Origin of the sequence: Candidatus Pseudomonas adelgestsugas (assembly GCF_004124255.1) — a bacterium.
In the GTDB taxonomy this organism is placed as follows: domain Bacteria; phylum Pseudomonadota; class Gammaproteobacteria; order Pseudomonadales; family Pseudomonadaceae; genus Aquipseudomonas; species Aquipseudomonas adelgestsugas.
In genome coordinates this window covers 465,110-484,254 of the sequence record NZ_CP026512.1, presented here as the reverse complement: position 1 = coordinate 484,254, position 19,145 = coordinate 465,110, and the positions used below count along the sequence as shown (strand labels likewise).

The window sequence follows — 19,145 nt, the reverse complement described above, 5'->3', positions numbered from 1 at the left end:
ATTAGAGTCACGTGTTATTCGGTTTCCAGATCTATATCAATACCAAGAGAACGAATTTCTTTGATCAACACGTTGAAGGACTCTGGCATTCCTGGCTCCATACGGTGATCGCCGTCCACAATGTTTTTGTACATCTTGGTCCGACCGTTCACATCGTCTGACTTCACTGTTAGCATTTCTTGCAGAGTATAAGAAGCACCGTATGCTTCTAATGCCCAAACCTCCATCTCTCCGAAACGCTGACCACCGAACTGAGCCTTACCACCAAGCGGCTGCTGAGTAACTAGGCTATATGAGCCAGTAGAACGAGCATGCATCTTATCGTCTACTAGGTGGTTTAGTTTTAGCATATACATATAGCCAACAGTAACGGGGCGCTCAAACTGATTACCAGTACGACCGTCAAATAACTGCATCTGACCACTATCTGGCAGGTCTGCCAGTTTCAACATGGCCTTAATTTCGCTTTCCTTAGCACCATCAAATACCGGAGTAGCCATTGGAACACCATAGCGCAGGTTCTTCGCTAGATTTAGGATTTCCAGATCAGAGAAAGTGTCTAACTTTTCGTTTCTACCGCCAATCTCATTGTAAATTTTATGCAAGAACTTACGCAGGTCGATAATCTTACGCTGATCTTCGATCATACGGTTGATTTTTTCGCCTAAACCTTTAGCTGCAAGACCCAAGTGAGTTTCAAGGATCTGACCAACGTTCATACGCGAAGGTACACCTAATGGATTGAGGACAACGTCGACAGGAGTACCATTGGTATCATACGGCATATCCTCAACTGGCATAATCACAGAGACCACACCTTTATTACCGTGACGACCAGCCATCTTATCACCAGGCTGAATACGTCGACGAATTGCCAGATAAACCTTAACGATTTTTAACACGCTTGGAGCCAAGTCATTACCCTGCTGCAGTTTACGCTTTTTGTCTTCGAACGTATCATCTAACAGTTGACGACGATTAATTATATAGGCCTGGGCTTTTTCAAGCTGCTTATTCAGCGCCTCTTCAGCCATGCGTAGTTTAAACCACTGGCCACGCTCAAGACCGTCAAGGCTTTCGTTGGTTACGTCTTGACCTTTCTTGAGCCCTACACCGCTTTCGACCTTGCGGCCTACCAGAGCAGACCGCAGGCGTTCAAAGGTCGCACCTTCAACGATACGAAACTCTTCGTTTAAATCTTTGCGGATTTCGTCGAGTTGAGCTCTCTCTATGGAGAGAGCACGAGCATCACGCTCCACACCATCACGAGTAAAAATTTGTACATCTATGATAGTACCATTGGTGCCAGTGGGTACTCGTAAGGAGGTGTCTTTAACGTCGCTAGCTTTTTCACCGAAAATAGCGCGTAACAGTTTTTCCTCTGGCGTCAGTTGAGTCTCACCTTTTGGAGTGACCTTGCCGACCAGGATGTCACCTACGCTAACCTCAGCACCCACATAAACAATACCAGCTTCATCTAACTTATTTAGTGCAGCCTCACCTACGTTTGGAATATCTGCAGTGATTTCCTCAGGCCCAAGCTTAGTATCACGTGCTACACAAGTCAGCTCCTGAATATGAATCGTGGTAAAGCGGTCTTCTTGAACAACACGCTCAGACAAGCAGATGGAGTCCTCAAAGTTGAAGCCATTCCATGCCATAAATGCGATACGCATATTCTGACCTAGAGCCAACTCACCCATATCAGTGGATGGGCCATCAGCCATAATATCGCTGCGCTGAACGCAATCACCCTTGCTCACTAACGGGCGCTGGTTGATGCAGGTGTTTTGGTTTGAACGAGTGTATTTGGTCAGGTTATAGATGTCGACACCGGCTTCACCGGTTTCAACTTCATCGTCTGCAACACGAACTACAATACGGCTGGCATCAACAGAGTTGATCACACCACCACGGCGAGCGACGACACATACGCCGGAGTCACGCGCCACATTGCGCTCCATACCAGTACCTACTAGAGGCCTATCAGCGCGTAAGGTTGGTACAGCTTGACGCTGCATATTAGACCCCATCAATGCACGGTTAGCGTCATCATGCTCTAAAAATGGGATTAGTGACGCAGCAACTGAAACTACCTGTTTTGGCGAAACATCCATTAAGGTAACGTCTTTCGGCGCCTTGACAGTGAACTCGTTTAAATGACGAACAGCTACTAGCTCATCGATTAGAACTTTGTTGTCATTCATCATCGCTGAGGCCTGAGCGATTACGTGATCAGCTTCTTCTATAGCGGATAGAAACACAATCTCGTCAGTGACAAGAGCATCTTTCACCACACGGTATGGACTCTCGAGAAAGCCATACTGATTGGTGCGTGCATAAGCAGCCAGAGAATTGATCAAACCGATATTTGGACCTTCTGGCGTTTCAATAGGGCAAACACGACCATAGTGCGTCGGGTGTACATCACGAACCTCAAAACCTGCGCGCTCACGGGTTAAACCGCCAGGGCCAAGTGCAGAGACGCGACGCTTATGGGTAATTTCGGAAAGCGGATTATTTTGATCCATAAACTGCGAGAGCTGGCTAGAGCCAAAGAATTCTTTGACTGCTGCAGCTACTGGCTTAGCATTAATCAGATCTTGCGGCATTAAGCCATCGCTTTCCGCCATCGACAAACGCTCTTTAACTGCACGTTCTACACGTACTAGACCAACGCGAAACTGGTTCTCAGCCATCTCTCCTACGCAGCGAACACGACGGTTACCTAGATGATCGATATCATCGACAATACCTTTACCATTACGGATATCGACTAGAGTCTTCAGGACTGCAATAATATCCTCCTTACACAGCACCCCTGAACCTTTAATCTCAGTACGGCCAATACGACGACTAAACTTCATCCTGCCGACCGCAGATAAGTCATAACGCTCGGGGCTAAAGAATAAGTTATTAAATAAATTCTCGGCAGCGTCTTTCGTTGGTGGTTCACCAGGACGCATCATGCGATAAATATCGACTAACGCTTCTAGTTGGTTATTGGTAGAGTCTATCTTAAGCGTATCAGAGATAAACGGACCGCAGTCAATATCGTTAGTATATAGAGTTTCAATACGAACAACTTTGGCTTTAGCGATTTTTGCTAAGATTTCGGTATTCAGCTCAGTGTTGCACTCTGCTAATATTTCGCCTGTAGCTGGATGAACGATAGCCTTGGCGGTAGTGCGATTTAGAACATAGTCTAGAGGTACCTGCAACGATTTAATGGAGGCTTTTTCAATCTGATTGATGTGGCGCGCAGTAATACGGCGACCGGCTTCAACAATTACTTTACCTTTTGTATCTTTAATATCCAGAACAGCAATTTCACCACGCAAACGAGTTGCAATTAATTCCAAGCTAAGAGTTTCATCTTTTAGACTGAATACATTCGTGGTATAGAAAGCGTCCAGAACTTGCTCAGTAGTATAACCGAGCGCGCGTAATAGTACTGAAGCTGGCAGCTTGCGACGACGGTCGATACGCACAAATACGCAATCTTTCGGGTCAAATTCAAAGTCTAACCACGAACCGCGATACGGAATAATCCGTGCAGAGTATAATAGCTTACCAGAGCTATGCGTCTTACCGCGGTCGTGGTCGAAAAATACGCCAGGGGAACGGTGTAACTGGGAAACGATAACGCGCTCGGTACCGTTAATAACGAATGTACCATTTTCAGTCATCAGTGGTATTTCACCCATGTAGACTTCTTGTTCTTTGATGTTTTTAATTGATTTGTTCGACAATTCTTTGTCAAAAATAATCAGGCGAATTTTTACCCGCAAAGGTACAGCGTATGTTACACCACGTAATACGCATTCTTTTACATCAAATGCCGGCTCGCCTAAGCGATAACTTACGTATTCCAACGCAGCATTACCGGAGTAGCTAATGATAGGAAAAACTGATTTGAAAGCCGCATGCAGGCCAACATCGCGAAACTGATCTTTAGCCACTCCAGCCTGTAAGAATTCACGATACGAATCCAGCTGAATAGCCAACAGATACGGAACATCCATGACGTCTGGTAACTTGCTAAAATCTTTACGGATACGTTTTTTCTCAGTATATGAGTAAGCCATCAGCGTTCCCCAGCTTGGTCACCTACTTGTTTAGCTTCTCCCGGACTGGAGTAGCCAGAAAATCGTCTAAACCACATGTTACACTACCATATAGGTAGCAACAGCTATTCAGCTTAACTCTTAAACTAGAAACACAAGATCGACAACTTACTTTAACTCGACTTTAGCGCCTGCTTCTTCTAGCACTAACTTAGCCTTGTCAGCAGAGTCTTTTGATACAGCTTCTAGAACTCTAGCAGGGGCGCCATCAACTACAGCCTTAGCTTCTTTTAGGCCCAGACCAGTCAATTCACGAACAGCTTTAATCACACTTATTTTCTTCTCGCCAGCCTCAAGTAACATGACGCTAAATTCTGTTTGCTCCTCAGCAGGAGTAACAGCAATGGATGAATTGACCGCAGCTGTTGCTGCGGAAACGCCAAACTTTTCTTCGAAAGCCTTGATTAACTCAACAACCTGTAGAGCCGACATTTTGGCTACAGCGTTGAGGATATCTTCTTGGGAGATAGACATACTGTATTTCCTAAATTAATGGATAGCTTATGCAGCCATTTAAATAAACAAAATATGCAAAATAAGGTGATTATCCTAAAGATGCGGCAGACTCTTTTTGCTTAAAAACTAGAGCTAAAGTATAAGCTAATTTACTGGTAGCGCCTTGAATCACACTCATTAGCTGAGAAATAGCTTCGTTGCGAGTCGTAAATGTTGCAAGTATGTCGACTTGATCAACTGTAAGAAACTTTCCCTCGAAAGCAGCTGCCTTAATCTCTAATTTATTTTGACTCTTAGCGAATTCTTTAAACAAACGAGCAGCAGCGCCAGGATATTCTTTAGAGAATGCGATCATAGTTGGACCAGTAAATACGTCATTAAGAATACTGTATTCAGTTTCAGCAACGGCACGTTTAAGTAAGGTATTACGTACAACACGTATGTATACACCAGCTTCGCGGGCTTCTTTGCGTAGTTTAATCATAGCCCCTACTGTAACACCACGGGCATTAACTACTACAGCGGACAGCGCAGCTTTAGCGGCTTCGTTAACTTCAGCAACGATAACTTTTTTATCTTCGAGATTAATTGCCACGAACTAAACTCCTGCTTATTACCGTTTTATTTGGCCTGAGCCGAATGTCATTTAGATTTCTTATTCAGTAAAGAATCTAGAGGTTACAATCTGTGTTTAAATTTGCAATTTAAAGCTTGCGTTACTTACAGTCTGGAATTGTCTTTATTAGGCAAAACCTGTTTTCAATTAACATAATCACTGGCACTAACTTGGATATTATACATCCAACGAGCCTTGATCGATGACTAAGCCTGGACCCATAGTAGTGCTGAGAGTAACGCGCTTGATATAGATACCTTTGCCTGACACTGGCCTGATACGCTTCAGATCAGATATCAGGGCTTTAACGTTTTCTTTCAACTTGATAGCGTCAAAACCGATATTGCCAACAGAAGTATGAATAATGCCATTTTTGTCGGTTCGATAACGAACCTGACCAGCCTTGGCGTTTTTAACTGCAGTAGCTATACCAGGAGTTAAAGTACCAACTTTAGGGTTTGGCATCAGGCCACGTGGCCCTAAAATTTGACCTAACTGACCTACAACACGCATTGCGTCTGGGGAAGCAATAACTACGTCGTAGTTTAAGTCGCCTTTTTTTATTTCGGCAGCAAGATCATCCATACCTACGCGGTCAGCGCCAGCTACTATAGCAGCTGAGGCTGCTGGGCCTTGGGTGAAGACAGCAACACGTACAATCTTGCCTGTACCATGTGGCAGCACAGTAGAGCTACGAATGATCTGGTCTGATTTACGTGGGTCAACACCCAGGTTTATAGCAACATCAACAGACTCAATAAACTTAAGAGTCGAAAGCTCAGTCAGCAGCTTAGTTGCGCTTATAAAGTCATAAGCCTGGTCTACTTCGATTTTACCGGCAATAGCTTTTTGGCGCTTGGTCAACTTAGCCATTACACACCCTCTACGTCAAGGCCCATGCTACGAGCAGAGCCAGCAATGGTACGCACAGCAGCGTTCATATCAGCTGCAGTCAAATCCATGTTTTTAGTTTTTGCAATTTCCTCCAGCTGAGCACGAGTGACTACACCAACTTTAACGGTATTAGGACGAGCGGAACCACTAGTCACATTAACAGCTTTTTTCAGCAAAACCGAAGCTGGTGCTGACCTAGTTTCGAAAGTAAAACTACGGTCACTATATACAGTGATAATCACTGGAGTAGGCAAGCCTAGCTCGAGACCCTGGGTACGAGCGTTAAAAGATTTACAGAACTCCATAATATTAAGGCCATGCTGACCAAGGGCCGGTCCGATAGGTGGGCTTGGGTTAGCCTGAGCGGCTTTTACTTGTAGCTTAATGTAAGCGGTAATCTTTTTGGCCATGAGGCACCCCAATTACGGATTCAAACGCCTCGAAAGGCTCCCTAGTTATATGCGCATTTATCCCGGCCACAACAAACAACCCTACAACTTTAGATTGTAGCGTTGAGATGCTTGCTTAACTAAACTTTCTCAACTTGGCTAAACTCTAACTCTACCGGGGTAGGGCGACCAAAAATTAGTACTGCTACTTGAATCCGATTTTTTTCGTAGTTAACTTCTTCAACAGTGCCATTAAAATCAGAAAACGGACCATCTGTGACACGAACGATTTCGCCCGGTTCAAATAATGTTTTTGGCTTAGGCTTGTCGCTACCATCAGCAACACGACGTAAAATTGCTTCTGCTTCTTTATCAGTGATTGGAGCAGGTTTATCAGCAGCACCACCGATAAAACTCATGACACGAGGAGTATCCCTAACTAAATGCCAAGCACTTTCATTCATATTCATCTGAACTAGTACATAGCCAGGGAAAAATTTACGTTCACTTTTACATTTTTGGCCATTCCTCATTTCAACCACTTCTTCAGTAGGAACTAAAATATCGCCAAAGCTATCCTCCATGCATGAGAGCTTTACGCGCTCTAGCAAAGAGCGCATGACATGCTTTTCATAACCAGAGTAAGCATGCACAACGTACCAACGCTTAGCCACGGAACACCTTTAGCCAAAAAATCAAGAAAGAAGCCAGTAAAGTAAATAATCAAGCCCCCACAACAGTAATGCCATTACTAAAACAACAGTCACAACGATCAATGTTGTCTGTGTAGTTTCTTGGCGAGTAGGCCAGACGACTTTACGTATTTCAGTGCTAGCTTCTTTTACCAAGACCGCAAAGGACTTGCCTTTAGCAGTCTGCATACCTATAAAAACAGCTAAGATAGTAATAGTGAGCAAAGCTAGTACACGATATAGAATGGGCAAAACCGAATAGTACTGATTGCCGGCAATGCCCACGGTCGTTAGTATAATCACAGAGGGCCATTTAGCAAAATCAAAACGAGAACTTTTAGCTTTAGGAATCATTTGTGGAGATCCTTGGACAACATGGACGCTAGGCACACAACATAAATATGGCAGGTCAGGAGGGGATCGAACCCCCAACCTACGGTTTTGGAGACCGTCGCTCTGCCAATTGAGCTACTGACCTAAAATAAAATTTATCCAATGATTATGCAAACCTAAAAAACTTCACAATAATCAACCTTACGAGACTTACAGTGCACAGTAATAAGGCCAGACAAAACACTAAAAAATTAAAAGGTCGTAAGGCTACCAGTAAACATATTGATACTTATTTTGATATGGAGCTCTTGAGCGGAGTTGAACCGCTGACCTCACCCTTACCAAGGGTGTGCTCTAACCAACTGAGCTACAAGAGCAATACATTAACACAACCTATAAACTTGGAGCGGGTAGCGGGAATTGAACCCGCATCATCAGCTTGGAAGGCTGAGGTTTTACCACTAAACTACACCCGCAGAGTTGACAGCTCCGACTAAAAAACAATGGAGGGGGAAGGATTCGAACCTTCGAAGTCTTCGACGTCAGATTTACAGTCTGATCCCTTTAGCCACTCGGGAACCCCTCCTAAACGATAGTAAATTTTACATTATGCATGACCTATATCAAGCTTTTTCTTACTAAGAATAATGATGGTAGTTACATTAGCATCTACTGTGCATAAACCGTCATGCGCTTTACTATGAAACTAGCGACATTTTATGCGAACTATTCAATAGTAGCAACGTCTTTGCAAAATATTATTACATTCTAACTTATTAAGTTTCTTGGTAATGTTATTAAATGATAGATGGTTAACCAAATACTTGGTTTTATTTGTTACTAAAGCTAGTTATCTGAATACATACTTAGCATAATCCCAACTGTATCCTAACATTAATATATCAGCTCATATAGCATAATCTGATCGATTACTTCAGATGCATACTTATGAAATTACATATAGATATAAGATACATATTTCGTGCATCATAAATGTTGTGGCTAAGTTAAGCTACATAATTATAAAATTGGAAAATACATTTAACAAAGGAGCATTTACTTACTAAGAATTACGATAAAATATCAGTAGTAGCATATATATTTTGTATACAGCTGATTTTTTTGTTAATGTTATATAACATTAAAGGTATTTGTAGCTAGTAAAAGTAAAAAGCAACTAGATCATAAATACTTTAGAGCAAAGGGCACGCTATCGCTAAACCCACGAAAACAAGATCAGGAACTAAGCGAGCACAAGGTACGGCATCCGAAGCTAGGTAAGCATCCCTGCCAGTTAGGAACACAGTGAAATCATCTCCCCATTGACTTCTGGCCAATTCAAGTTGAATTACGATAAACCCTCTTAGCATTAGCGTGCAACCGCGCTCAACAGCCTCAACAGTCGTTCGTCCCGGAGAAATACATGCTGTGACTTGCTTAGCCGCTACATCGTTATAGCGAATCTTGCGCGTGTACGTTCTTAACTGACTTCGCATAAGCGAAACCCCTGGGCATATAAAGCCACCAAGGTGTTCGCCGTCCTCAGCAATAAAATCAGCAGTTGCTGCTGTGCCAAAATCAAATACTAAGCAAGCACCTGACGCTAACTTAAATCCACCAAGTATGGCTAGCCAACGATCTAGTCCAAGACACTCGAAATCTTTGTAGCCATTACGAACGCCTGCCATTTCTTGCGCAGGAGCTGCGCAAGATACTGTAACACCGAAAGTTTCCTGCAGTATCGCAATTAGCTTCCTTGTCTCTTCCGAAGTGCGAACGCTCACTAAGCGGCAACTTACTAGCGACAACCATCGAATCGCTACCAAATTTTCAATAAGTTCAAGATTAGAACTGACAACGCCTTCTAAAGATATTTTATCTGTATATAAATCCAGTATACGCCACTTAATAAAGCTATTCCCACAGTCTAACTCTAGAATCATCACGCAACCTTAGGCTTAACTCACCACTTCTGTATATTGTCTCAACACCATCGAGGTTCAACCGCAGGGCGCCATAGCGATCAACACCTAGCACTATCCCGTCGATCTGGTTGACATCTGCAATAAGGGATACAGCCTTACCTTGCCACAAATGATTTCGCTCCCACTCTTCCTGGAGTGCAATAAAGCCAAACGTTTTATGTCGCGTTAGGTAGTCTTGTAATTGCAGCCATAGCTTTGCAATCAGGTAATTACGGTCTATAGGAAAACCTGTCTCTAACTGTATTGATGTCCATTGTTGATGGATTTCCATGGACGCTTGCATGTTTGCGTTAATACCGATACCGAGTACAATATGGCAAATATCTATGGGATTACCTACTAGCTCAAGCAAAATACCAGCAATTTTTTTATGACCAACAAGAATATCGTTTGGCCATTTTAGCGCTGCACCGTGTACGCTTAATGCACGCAAAGAATGCATTACCGCTAACCCTACAACAAGACTCAGCCCTTCTAACTGCTGCAGCCCACCATCAATCTGTAAAACAAGGCTAAAATACACATTTTGTGCAAATGGACTGATCCATTTACGGCCTCGCCTGCCCTTTCCTGTAGTTTGCTGCTCTGCGAGCACTAGAAATGGCGCCGTATAGTCAGTATCAGAAATAAGGCGTATGGCTTCGGTATTAGTGGAACCTATAGAATTATAAAGATATACCGGCCAGGCCAAAGGAGCGGCACGTGCTATAATCTCTTCAACATTCAAAAACATTAATGGTGACGTAAGCTAGTATCTCTTACTACGGATTTTATGAATAATTAGTTTTAACTCAGACTTGTAATGCTAAAATTTCTTACAAAAAGTATTGTGCCTAACTCCAATGGCTAGCACTCAATTTTTGCGAAATCGCATCTGCTGCATATTTTACTAATGAATTTTGGGCATTATTAGTTGGCTATTAACTAATAATGCCTTTTAACAACCTTGATATGTGATAGCTAGGTTTTTAGTAAAATAAAACGTTCGGTTTATTTCGTTTTTAAACACCGCAACATGGTGCACAATTTAATATTTTTTGGATAAAAAGATTACTTGGGTGTTATATAGTCAAGCCTCACGGGCAATTAGTATTGGTTAGCTTAACACTTTACAATGCTTACACACCCAACCTATCAACGTCGTAGTCTTCGACGGCCCTTTAGGGAACTGAATGTTCCAGTGAGATCTCATCTTGAGGCTAGTTTCCCGCTTAGATGCTTTCAGCGGTTATCTATTCCGAACATAGCTACCCGGCGATGCTACTGGCGTAACAACCGGAACACCAGAGGTTCGTCCACTCCGGTCCTCTCGTACTAGGAGCAGCCCCTCTCAAATCTCAAACGTCCACGGCAGATAGGGACCGAACTGTCTCACGACGTTCTAAACCCAGCTCGCGTACCACTTTAAATGGCGAACAGCCATACCCTTGGGACCAGCTTCAGCCCCAGGATGTGATGAGCCGACATCGAGGTGCCAAACACCGCCGTCGATATGAGCTCTTGGGCGGTATTAGCCTGTTATCCCCGGAGTACCTTTTATCCGTTGAGCGATGGCCCTTCCATACAGAACCACCGGATCACTAAGACCTACTTTCGTACCTGCTCGACGTGTTTGTCTCGCAGTCAAGCGCGCTTTTGCCTTTATACTCTACGACCGATTTCCGACCGGTCTGAGCGCACCTTCGTACTCCTCCGTTACTCTTTAGGAGGAGACCGCCCCAGTCAAACTACCTACCATACACTGTCCTCGATCTGGATAACAGATCTGAGTTAGAACCTCAAATTTGCCAGGGTGGTATTTCAAGGTCGACTCCACGCAAACTAGCGTTTACGCTTCAAAGCCTCCCACCTATCCTACACAAGAAAATTCAAAGTCCAGTGTAAAGCTATAGTAAAGGTTCACGGGGTCTTTCCGTCTAGCCGCGGATACACTGCATCTTCACAGCGATTTCAATTTCACTGAGTCTCGGGTGGAGACAGCGCCGCCATCGTTACGCCATTCGTGCAGGTCGGAACTTACCCGACAAGGAATTTCGCTACCTTAGGACCGTTATAGTTACGGCCGCCGTTTACCGGGGCTTCGATCAAGAGCTTCGCATTTACTAACCCCATCAATTAACCTTCCGGCACCGGGCAGGCGTCACACCCTATACGTCCACTTTCGTGTTTGCAGAGTGCTGTGTTTTTAATAAACAGTCGCAGCGGCCTGGTATCTTCGACCGGCATGAGCTTACGGAGCAAGTCCTTAACTTTTACCGGTGCACCTTTTCCCGAGGTTACGGTGCCATTTTGCCTAGTTCCTTCACCCGAGTTTTCTCAAGCGCCTTGGTATTCTCTACCCGACCACCTGTGTCGGTTTAGGGTACGGTTTCTAATTACCTGAAGCTTAGAAGCTTTTCTTGGAAACATGGCATCAACCACTTCATCACCTATAATGGTGACTCGTCATCAGTTCTCAGCTTTAGAATCCCGGATTTATCTAAGATTCCAGCCTACCACTTTAAACTTGGACGACCAACGCCAAGATGGCTTAGCCTTTTCCGTCCCTCCATCGCAGTAACTAGAAGTACAGGAATATTGACCTGTTTTCCATCGACTACGCTTTTCAGCCTCGCCTTAGGGGCCGACTAACCCTGCGTCGATTAACGTTGCGCAGGAAACCTTGGTCTTTCGGCGTGGGTGTTTTTCACACCCATTATCGTTACTCATGTCAGCATTCGCACTTCTGATACCTCCAGCAAGCTTCTCAGCTTACCTTCACAGGTTTACAGAACGCTCCTCTACCGCACCACTTTACGTGGTACCCGTAGCTTCGGTGTATGGTTTGAGCCCCGTTACATCTTCCGCGCAGGCCGACTCGACTAGTGAGCTATTACGCTTTCTTTAAAGGATGGCTGCTTCTAAGCCAACCTCCTAGTTGTCTAAGCCTTCTCACATCGTTTGCCACTTAACCATAACTTTAGGACCTTAGCTGACGGTCTGGGTTGTTTCCCTTTTCACGACGGACGTTAGCACCCGCCGTGTGTCTCCAATGCTCGGCACTTGTAGGTATTCGGAGTTTGCATCGGTTTGGTAAGTCTGGATGACCCCCTAGCCGAGACAGTGCTCTACCCCCTACAGTGATGCATAAGGCGCTACCTAAATAGCTTTCGAGGAGAACCAGCTATCTCCGGGCTTGATTAGCCTTTCACTCCAATCCACAGGTCATCCGCTAACTTTTCAACGGTAGTCGGTTCGGTCCTCCAGTTAGTGTTACCCAACCTTCAACCTGCCCATGGATAGATCGCCCGGTTTCGGGTCTATTTCCAGCGACTAGACGCCCTATTAAGACTCGCTTTCGCTTCGCCTCCCCTACTCGGTTAAGCTTGCCACTGAAAATAAGTCGCTGACCCATTATACAAAAGGTACGCAGTCACAGAATAAAATCTGCTCCTACTGCTTGTACGCATACGGTTTCAGGATCTATTTCACTCCCCTCTCCGGGGTTCTTTTCGCCTTTCCCTCACGGTACTAGTTCGCTATCGGTCAGTCAGTAGTATTTAGCCTTGGAGGATGGTCCCCCCATGTTCAGACAAAGTTTCTCGTGCTCCGTCTTACTCGATTTCATAACTAAGAGATTTTCGCGTACAGGGCTATCACCTACTATGACCACACTTTCCAGAGTGTTTCGCTAATCTCAAAGCCACTTAAGGGCTGGTCCCCATTCGCTCGCCGCTACTAAGGGAATCTCGGTTGATTTCTTTTCCTCAGGGTACTTAGATGTTTCAGTTCCCCTGGTTTGCTCCTTAACACCTATATATTCAGTGTAAGGTAACCATCTTATGATAGTTGGGTTTCCCCATTCAGATATCTCCGGATCAATGTCTGTTTGCCGACTACCCGAAGCTTTTCGCAGGCTACCACGTCTTTCATCGCCTCTGACTGCCAAGGCATCCACCGTATGCGCTTTTTCACTTGACTATATAACCCCAAGTAATCTGAATTATATTGTGAAAACGACATTTGCCGAAAACTATGCTGTTGCTGTTAAAAGCAACAGCATAGTTTTACCTTAGCCTGAACCATTACAAGTGACAGTAATATTTCAGGCTATCTATCACATACCCAAATTTTTAAAGAACAATGTAGTTTTAGGCTAGAGATTAGTGTTCACTAAAACTTTGATGAAATACTAATTTTTAAGCTTTCAAAAATTTTATAAACAATAAAAGCTATAGCTTTATATGATCTGGTTGCATGATTTTTGGCATGCATTAATAAATCAAGCAATTTGTGTGAGAGCTTGTGGGGCAACTGATATTTTCGATTAAGGAGGTGATCCAGCCGCAGGTTCCCCTACGGCTACCTTGTTACGACTTCACCCCAGTCATGAATCACACCGTGGTAACCGTTCTCCCGGAGGTTAAACTAGCCACTTCTGGTACAACCCACTCCCATGGTGTGACGGGCGGTGTGTACAAGGCCCGGGAACGTATTCACCGCGACATTCTGATTCGCGATTACTAGCGATTCCGACTTCACGCAGTCGAGTTGCAGACTGCGATCCGAACTACGATCGGTTTTGTGGGATTAGCTCCACCTCGCGATTTGGCAACCCTTTGTGCCGACCATTGTAGCACGTGTGTAGCCCAGGCCGTAAGGGCCATGATGACTTGACGTCATCCCCACCTTCCTCCGGCTTGTCACCGGCAGTCTCTTTAGAGTGCCCACCATGATGTGCTGGTAACTAAAGATAAGGGTTGCGCTCGTTACGGGACTTAACCCAACATCTCACGACACGAGCTGACGACAGCCATGCAGCACCTGTCTCAATGCTCCCGAAGGCACTTTCCTATCTCTAGAAAATTCATTGGATGTCAAGGCCTGGTAAGGTTCTTCGCGTTGCTTCGAATTAAACCACATGCTCCACCGCTTGTGCGGGCCCCCGTCAATTCATTTGAGTTTTAACCTTGCGGCCGTACTCCCCAGGCGGTCAACTTAATGCGTTAGCTACGTCACTAGAAACTCAAGGCTTCTAACGGCTAGTTGACATCGTTTACGGCGTGGACTACCAGGGTATCTAATCCTGTTTGCTCCCCACGCTTTTGCACCTCAGTGTCAGTATCAGTCCAGGTGGTCGCCTTCGCCACTGGTGTTCCTTCCTATATCTACGCATTTCACCGCTACACAGGAAATTCCACCACCCTCTACCATACTCTAGTCAGTCAGTTTTGAATGCAGTTTCCAGGTTGAGCCAAGAGATTTCACATCCAACTTAACTGGCCACCTACGCGCGCTTTACGCCCAGTAATTCCGATTAACGCTTGCACCCTCTGTATTACCGCGGCTGCTGGCACAGAGTTAGCCGGTGCTTATTTTGTTGGTAACGTCAAAACACTTACATATTAGGTAAGTGCTCTTCTTCCCAACTTAAAGTGCTTTACAATCCGAAGACCTTCTTCACACACGCGGCATGGCTGGATCAGGCTTTTGCCCATTGTCCAATATTCCCCACTGCTGCCTCCCGTAGGAGTCTGGACCGTGTCTCAGTTCCAGTGTGACTGATCATCCTCTCAGACCAGTTACGGATCGTTGCCTCGGTGAGCTATTACCTCACCGACTAGCTAATCCGACCTAGGCTCATCTGATAGTGCAAGGCCTTGAGGGTCCCCTGCTTTCTCCCGTAGGACGTATGCGGTATTAGCGTTTGTTTCCGAACGTTATCCCCCGCTACCAGGCAGATTCCTAGGCATTACTCACCCGTCCGCCGCTCTTGAGAGAAGCAAGCTTCTCTCTACCGCTCGACTTGCATGTGTTAGGCCTGCCGCCAGCGTTCAATCTGAGCCATGATCAAACTCTTTAGTTTAATTATTTTTAGATTTTTTTAAAATCTAAATTTTAGCTCAGCAATTTTTAGTTACATCGTTGATTGTTCGCGAAGTAACCTTTGATGCTGATAGTACTGTTTACTAGTCAGTAAACCTCCACAAGCACCCACACAAATTGTTTGATTTAGTTGTTAAAGAGCGGCTGGTTTAGTATTTTGTTTTAACCTAAACCAAGAAACATTTTGGTGGTGTCATTACTTTTTGTCAAGTAAAATTTTTTAGAAGCTTTCTGACACTTTCTCGGAGGTGTCAGCAGATTTTATTTTTTCTCTGTTGTCTAGTACTCAGTCTTACAGCATTACATACTGCTGTCAACACTTTTTTTATATTTACATGACTTTGATTAAAAGTACCCTAAAACACTAACGCACAACCAGCTCCAACACATTATTTTTTAACTGTTACGTCTTAATATAGAACTAGGAACATTAAGCCCACAAGGTAGCATTACTGGTCTACTACGTTAACCACAATAGATTAAACTCCTTGTGTATAGAAACGTCCTATCTTACCCCTTAAAGTATGCATCTAACTAAAGCTTAGGGTGCAGACGTTACTAGTATCTACTTAGAGAAGTATTTTTATACCGATCATATTTACTTTAATTTTATTTACAGAATAGCCAAGATATTTTACCGTTACTAGTAAAAAAATATGCACTTCATAATGCTTATAATTGTTGATTTATGACATTGATGATTCCAGCGCTATCAACCTAAATCATACAAAGCACCAGCACCGCAAACTCTTTTTTATAAGTACACATTATGCACATAATTACTTACATAAACGCTCACCGAGATTTCCATGCACAGTTCATTACAGGAACATTACACCATACTTATTAAGAAACTGACTATAATTATTTAGATCTACGTCCAACATCAAATACTGCATAATTTTTACCAAAACCAGTAAATGTATATAGTGTAACACTTTTCCTTATACATACAACTCCATACGCCATATTTGTTAATATAGGAGACCTACTTCCTTATAACAACTATATAATTAGCTATAACATTAAAAATGTTCAACAGCATGATACCATCATGCACATCTAGCGACTAAAAGTCGAACCACACATCAATACTCAGTGTTATATTACTGCTATATTTATTTTGTAGAATATCCAACTTCGAGTACGCGTGTTCGATGTGTATTAGTCTTACAGTTAAATTCGCCCAGCACATATTTAAAGAAAGTGCAGCCCTCTCGCTGACTTACCGTAAAATAAGTGCTGTGATCTGGTTCAGCAATTGCTTAAAACGCAATACAGCCTAAAGCTATACTTAGCCGGTAGTGTATTACACTAAAAATAACTGGAATACCGCCATGACTGAGTGAATAGCACTTTCAATAATCGAACAACTGGCCAACAGGACATAGAAAATATTCTAATTGTGGGGAGGATATATTAGAATACGTCGATAGTAATATCGCTATCACTAAAAAACTAGCTTGTTGAAATGAATGTAAGATAAAGCCTATGCATGGCTCATTAGCAGTCATGTCATTCATATGATTCAATTGTCTACGCAGCCACGCCAGTTTCGATATGAAAGTCAATAAATATTACTATCATAAGGAGGAGATACGCAAGGGAAAATGATCTACATTAGCACCGACTAAACCTTAGTTACGAATGTTGGTTATGTTTTTACTACCAGTCAAGCTATGCCGTATATTCTGAAAATTACAAAGCTACTTTTACTGCAATCTACACTAAATTTTTTCTATTCAGTAAGCTCAATCCTGCTAGGATAGTTGTATAAACAACTGGGCACACTAAACAATATAGGTGCTAATTATAAAGTAATACTATCGCGTAGTCTGGTATTTCCTGGCTCAGTAAAAGTTAATGCATGTTTGTTAGTAATTACCACGATTACCGGAAATATCATTGGTGACCTGGATATGTTTACGCATCTTAACATACTGCAACCATGATTGTCTGTAATGCAGAACATATTTAACATAGATTGCGCTAAGTGGTAACATTAATTACAATCACACTATGCCTGTTATTGGCTAACGCTAAAAGCAATATCCTTTACTGCAACTCATGCGCTATAAAGCAACACACAGGAATTATTTTAACAGTTTTATCGCATTGGAACTTGTCTTAGACTTAAAAATTAGCTCTTTATGCACTAAATATAGCGCTCGATGAGCACGGAAACATCCATAAACTTCAAAGTTTTTGCCCAAGTTTTTGCCCATAGTAACTACACCAGTAAAATTACCAGACGCATTAAATAAAATAAAAAACAAACAATTCTGCAGACTCACAAAGCTAGGTCAGAACGCCATCACTAAAGATAGCAAACACAATAATTATTATGCATAGTGTCCGGATTACCTAAAACCAACTTACACTATTACTAGCTTTTTTAACAAAACCAGACATGTATATCGCAATTTATATTAAGCAATATCCCCGAACTAACATTTTAGCACGCTGATGACCTTGGATTACTAAACAGTAACGCTCATACGCTATAACCCAGCCATCCACACTAAGATAGAATTAGCCTGGCATCACCAGCCAGCCTTATGAATCTAGCCATTATGAATATCAGTAATGGTGAATATTTAACCAAATATTGGTAGCAGGACTATAATACATGCCCAGTATAGTAGCTAAATTGCGGTGCTACAAAATTAAATCAATTGTAGCAAAATAGACTCACTATTGTAACTAGTATAATTGATTTTGTTTGTTATGGGACAACAACCAGCACTACGCTAACTATGCCACCAAAATCTAATAAATCACTACTACAAAAAAATATAAAAGACACTAGTATCAATATATAATCTAGATTATTTTACTAAAATACAGCATGAGGCATGCCACAGAAACTAAGTAACATATGATTTTTATGTTTACCCATTTATGTGAATTTTATGAAGAAATACATAAAGGCAGTTTTTTATTATCCTTGCAGCATAAATGACCAGCACATAAGACATTTAGGTATTTCTTAAGCAACGTAGCGACCTATAAGCCAAAACAATTACTTAGTCTAAAAACTAAACTAACCAATACCGTAATAATTATAGTTACAAACTCAGCAACACGGCTAGACAGCCAATTTTTAGCTCTCATAAAATGAGCCATAGTTAGATCAAGTTATCTAGCTGTGACGTGCTAATATATTGGCATTTAACTGGACAGTAAATCAAACCATTAGCTTTATAGGTAGACCTAATATGGTACAGGCATAAACTTTGCTTATCGCGATCCCCGCTATACACTACCAGCTAGACTAGTGGCGGCTAAGTACTTAAAGATAGTGTCGTCACCAAAGTAGTGCTTTAAAAGATTATTACTTAATAATGCAATAACTGTATCACACTAAGACTAGACTGTGTTACTAAAAACACCGAGCTATAACTTTAAATCGTATTAAACCTTAAACCTGGAAAGACGTTGGAAATCATAACTACACAAAATCTCATTAGGCACCCGATTGAATCGGCAGCCCAGTAATCTTAGATGTGTTTGGGTGTAATAAATAACTATTACATAAAGTAACTAACTATTAGACAACTTATATTAGCTATGTAGCCTTGGCTTTACCATTGCCTAGATTATTGGTGAAATACAGTAAACGTAGGTCATCTTTCTTTAACATTACATACTTACATAACATGTTATATTTTGTGAAGCTACGGATAATTTTATCCGTACCACGATGGCAATTATGTAGCCTCTTAATATAATCTACAATATTAACCTAGTCAGTATTTAAACGCAACCTTAGCTGAACTTCATCAAGC

At 42.7% G+C, this 19,145-nt stretch carries 8 protein-coding genes, 4 tRNA genes, 2 rRNA genes and 1 pseudogene; all 15 read right to left on the bottom strand.

All coding sequences use genetic code 11. The features are described from left to right. Positions 1 to 14 precede the first annotated feature (14 nt). The 15 genes and pseudogenes from rpoB to C3B55_RS01130 all read right to left on the bottom strand — a co-directional run bounded on the left by rpoB (position 15) and on the right by C3B55_RS01130 (position 15,337). Positions 15 to 4,088, bottom strand: a complete 4,074-nt coding sequence (gene rpoB, locus C3B55_RS01200) for a DNA-directed RNA polymerase subunit beta (RefSeq protein WP_129210739.1) — start codon at positions 4,086 to 4,088, stop codon at positions 15 to 17. Between the two features lie 147 nt (positions 4,089 to 4,235). Further along, a complete protein-coding gene (rplL, locus tag C3B55_RS01195; protein WP_129210737.1) occupies positions 4,236 to 4,601 on the bottom strand; it encodes a 50S ribosomal protein L7/L12 in 366 nt (121 codons plus the stop codon). A gap of 70 nt (positions 4,602 to 4,671) precedes the next feature. After that, entirely contained in the window at positions 4,672 to 5,178 is a 507-nt protein-coding gene (rplJ, locus tag C3B55_RS01190) for a 50S ribosomal protein L10 (protein ID WP_129210735.1), read from the bottom strand. A gap of 198 nt (positions 5,179 to 5,376) precedes the next feature. Beyond that, positions 5,377 to 6,072 carry a 50S ribosomal protein L1 gene (gene rplA, locus C3B55_RS01185; RefSeq protein WP_129210733.1) on the bottom strand — a complete coding sequence of 232 codons (696 nt, stop codon included), beginning with the start codon at positions 6,070 to 6,072 and terminating at the stop codon, positions 5,377 to 5,379. Next, positions 6,072 to 6,503 (bottom strand): 50S ribosomal protein L11, encoded by a 432-nt coding sequence (rplK, locus tag C3B55_RS01180; RefSeq protein WP_129210730.1) that lies wholly within the window; start codon positions 6,501 to 6,503, stop codon positions 6,072 to 6,074. The genes rplA and rplK overlap by 1 nt, the downstream gene beginning before the upstream one ends. A gap of 119 nt (positions 6,504 to 6,622) precedes the next feature. Beyond that, positions 6,623 to 7,156 carry a transcription termination/antitermination protein NusG gene (nusG, locus tag C3B55_RS01175; RefSeq protein ID WP_129210728.1) on the bottom strand — a complete coding sequence of 178 codons (534 nt, stop codon included), beginning with the start codon at positions 7,154 to 7,156 and terminating at the stop codon, positions 6,623 to 6,625. A gap of 21 nt (positions 7,157 to 7,177) precedes the next feature. Next, positions 7,178 to 7,528, bottom strand: a complete 351-nt coding sequence (secE, locus tag C3B55_RS01170) for a preprotein translocase subunit SecE (protein WP_129210726.1) — start codon at positions 7,526 to 7,528, stop codon at positions 7,178 to 7,180. Positions 7,529 to 7,576: 48 nt separating this feature from the next. Next, a tRNA-Trp gene (locus tag C3B55_RS01165) sits at positions 7,577 to 7,652 on the bottom strand. Between the two features lie 155 nt (positions 7,653 to 7,807). Beyond that, positions 7,808 to 7,884 (bottom strand) — tRNA-Thr (locus C3B55_RS01160). Positions 7,885 to 7,909: 25 nt separating this feature from the next. Continuing rightward, a tRNA-Gly gene (locus C3B55_RS01155) sits at positions 7,910 to 7,983 on the bottom strand. Between the two features lie 28 nt (positions 7,984 to 8,011). Further along, positions 8,012 to 8,093 (bottom strand) — tRNA-Tyr (locus C3B55_RS01150). 607 nt (positions 8,094 to 8,700) lie between these two features. Continuing rightward, positions 8,701 to 9,450 carry a pantothenate kinase gene (locus C3B55_RS01145; RefSeq protein WP_129210724.1) on the bottom strand — a complete coding sequence of 250 codons (750 nt, stop codon included), beginning with the start codon at positions 9,448 to 9,450 and terminating at the stop codon, positions 8,701 to 8,703. Continuing rightward, positions 9,422 to 10,297: pseudogene (gene birA / locus C3B55_RS01140) on the bottom strand (bifunctional biotin--[acetyl-CoA-carboxylase] ligase/biotin operon repressor BirA); the annotation flags it as partial. The pseudogene birA and the gene C3B55_RS01145, both read right to left, overlap by 29 nt. A 260-nt stretch (positions 10,298 to 10,557) precedes the next feature. Beyond that, positions 10,558 to 13,452 (bottom strand): 23S ribosomal RNA (locus C3B55_RS01135). Positions 13,453 to 13,799: 347 nt separating this feature from the next. Continuing rightward, positions 13,800 to 15,337 (bottom strand): 16S ribosomal RNA (locus C3B55_RS01130). Together the 16S and 23S rRNA genes form the textbook arrangement of a ribosomal RNA operon. Positions 15,338 to 19,145: the final 3,808 nt, after the last annotated feature.

Excerpts from the sequence above, each read along its gene's own strand:
- rpoB (WP_129210739.1), bottom strand. The coding sequence starts at position 4,088 with ATGGCTTACTCATATACTGAGAAAAAACGTATCCGTAAAGATTTTAGC.
- rplL (WP_129210737.1), bottom strand. The coding sequence starts at position 4,601 with ATGTCTATCTCCCAAGAAGATATCCTCAACGCTGTAGCCAAAATGTCG.
- rplA (WP_129210733.1), bottom strand. The coding sequence starts at position 6,072 with ATGGCTAAGTTGACCAAGCGCCAAAAAGCTATTGCCGGTAAAATCGAA.
- rplK (WP_129210730.1), bottom strand. The coding sequence starts at position 6,503 with ATGGCCAAAAAGATTACCGCTTACATTAAGCTACAAGTAAAAGCCGCT.
- secE (WP_129210726.1), bottom strand. The coding sequence starts at position 7,528 with ATGATTCCTAAAGCTAAAAGTTCTCGTTTTGATTTTGCTAAATGGCCC.
- C3B55_RS01145 (WP_129210724.1), bottom strand. The coding sequence starts at position 9,450 with ATGATTCTAGAGTTAGACTGTGGGAATAGCTTTATTAAGTGGCGTATA.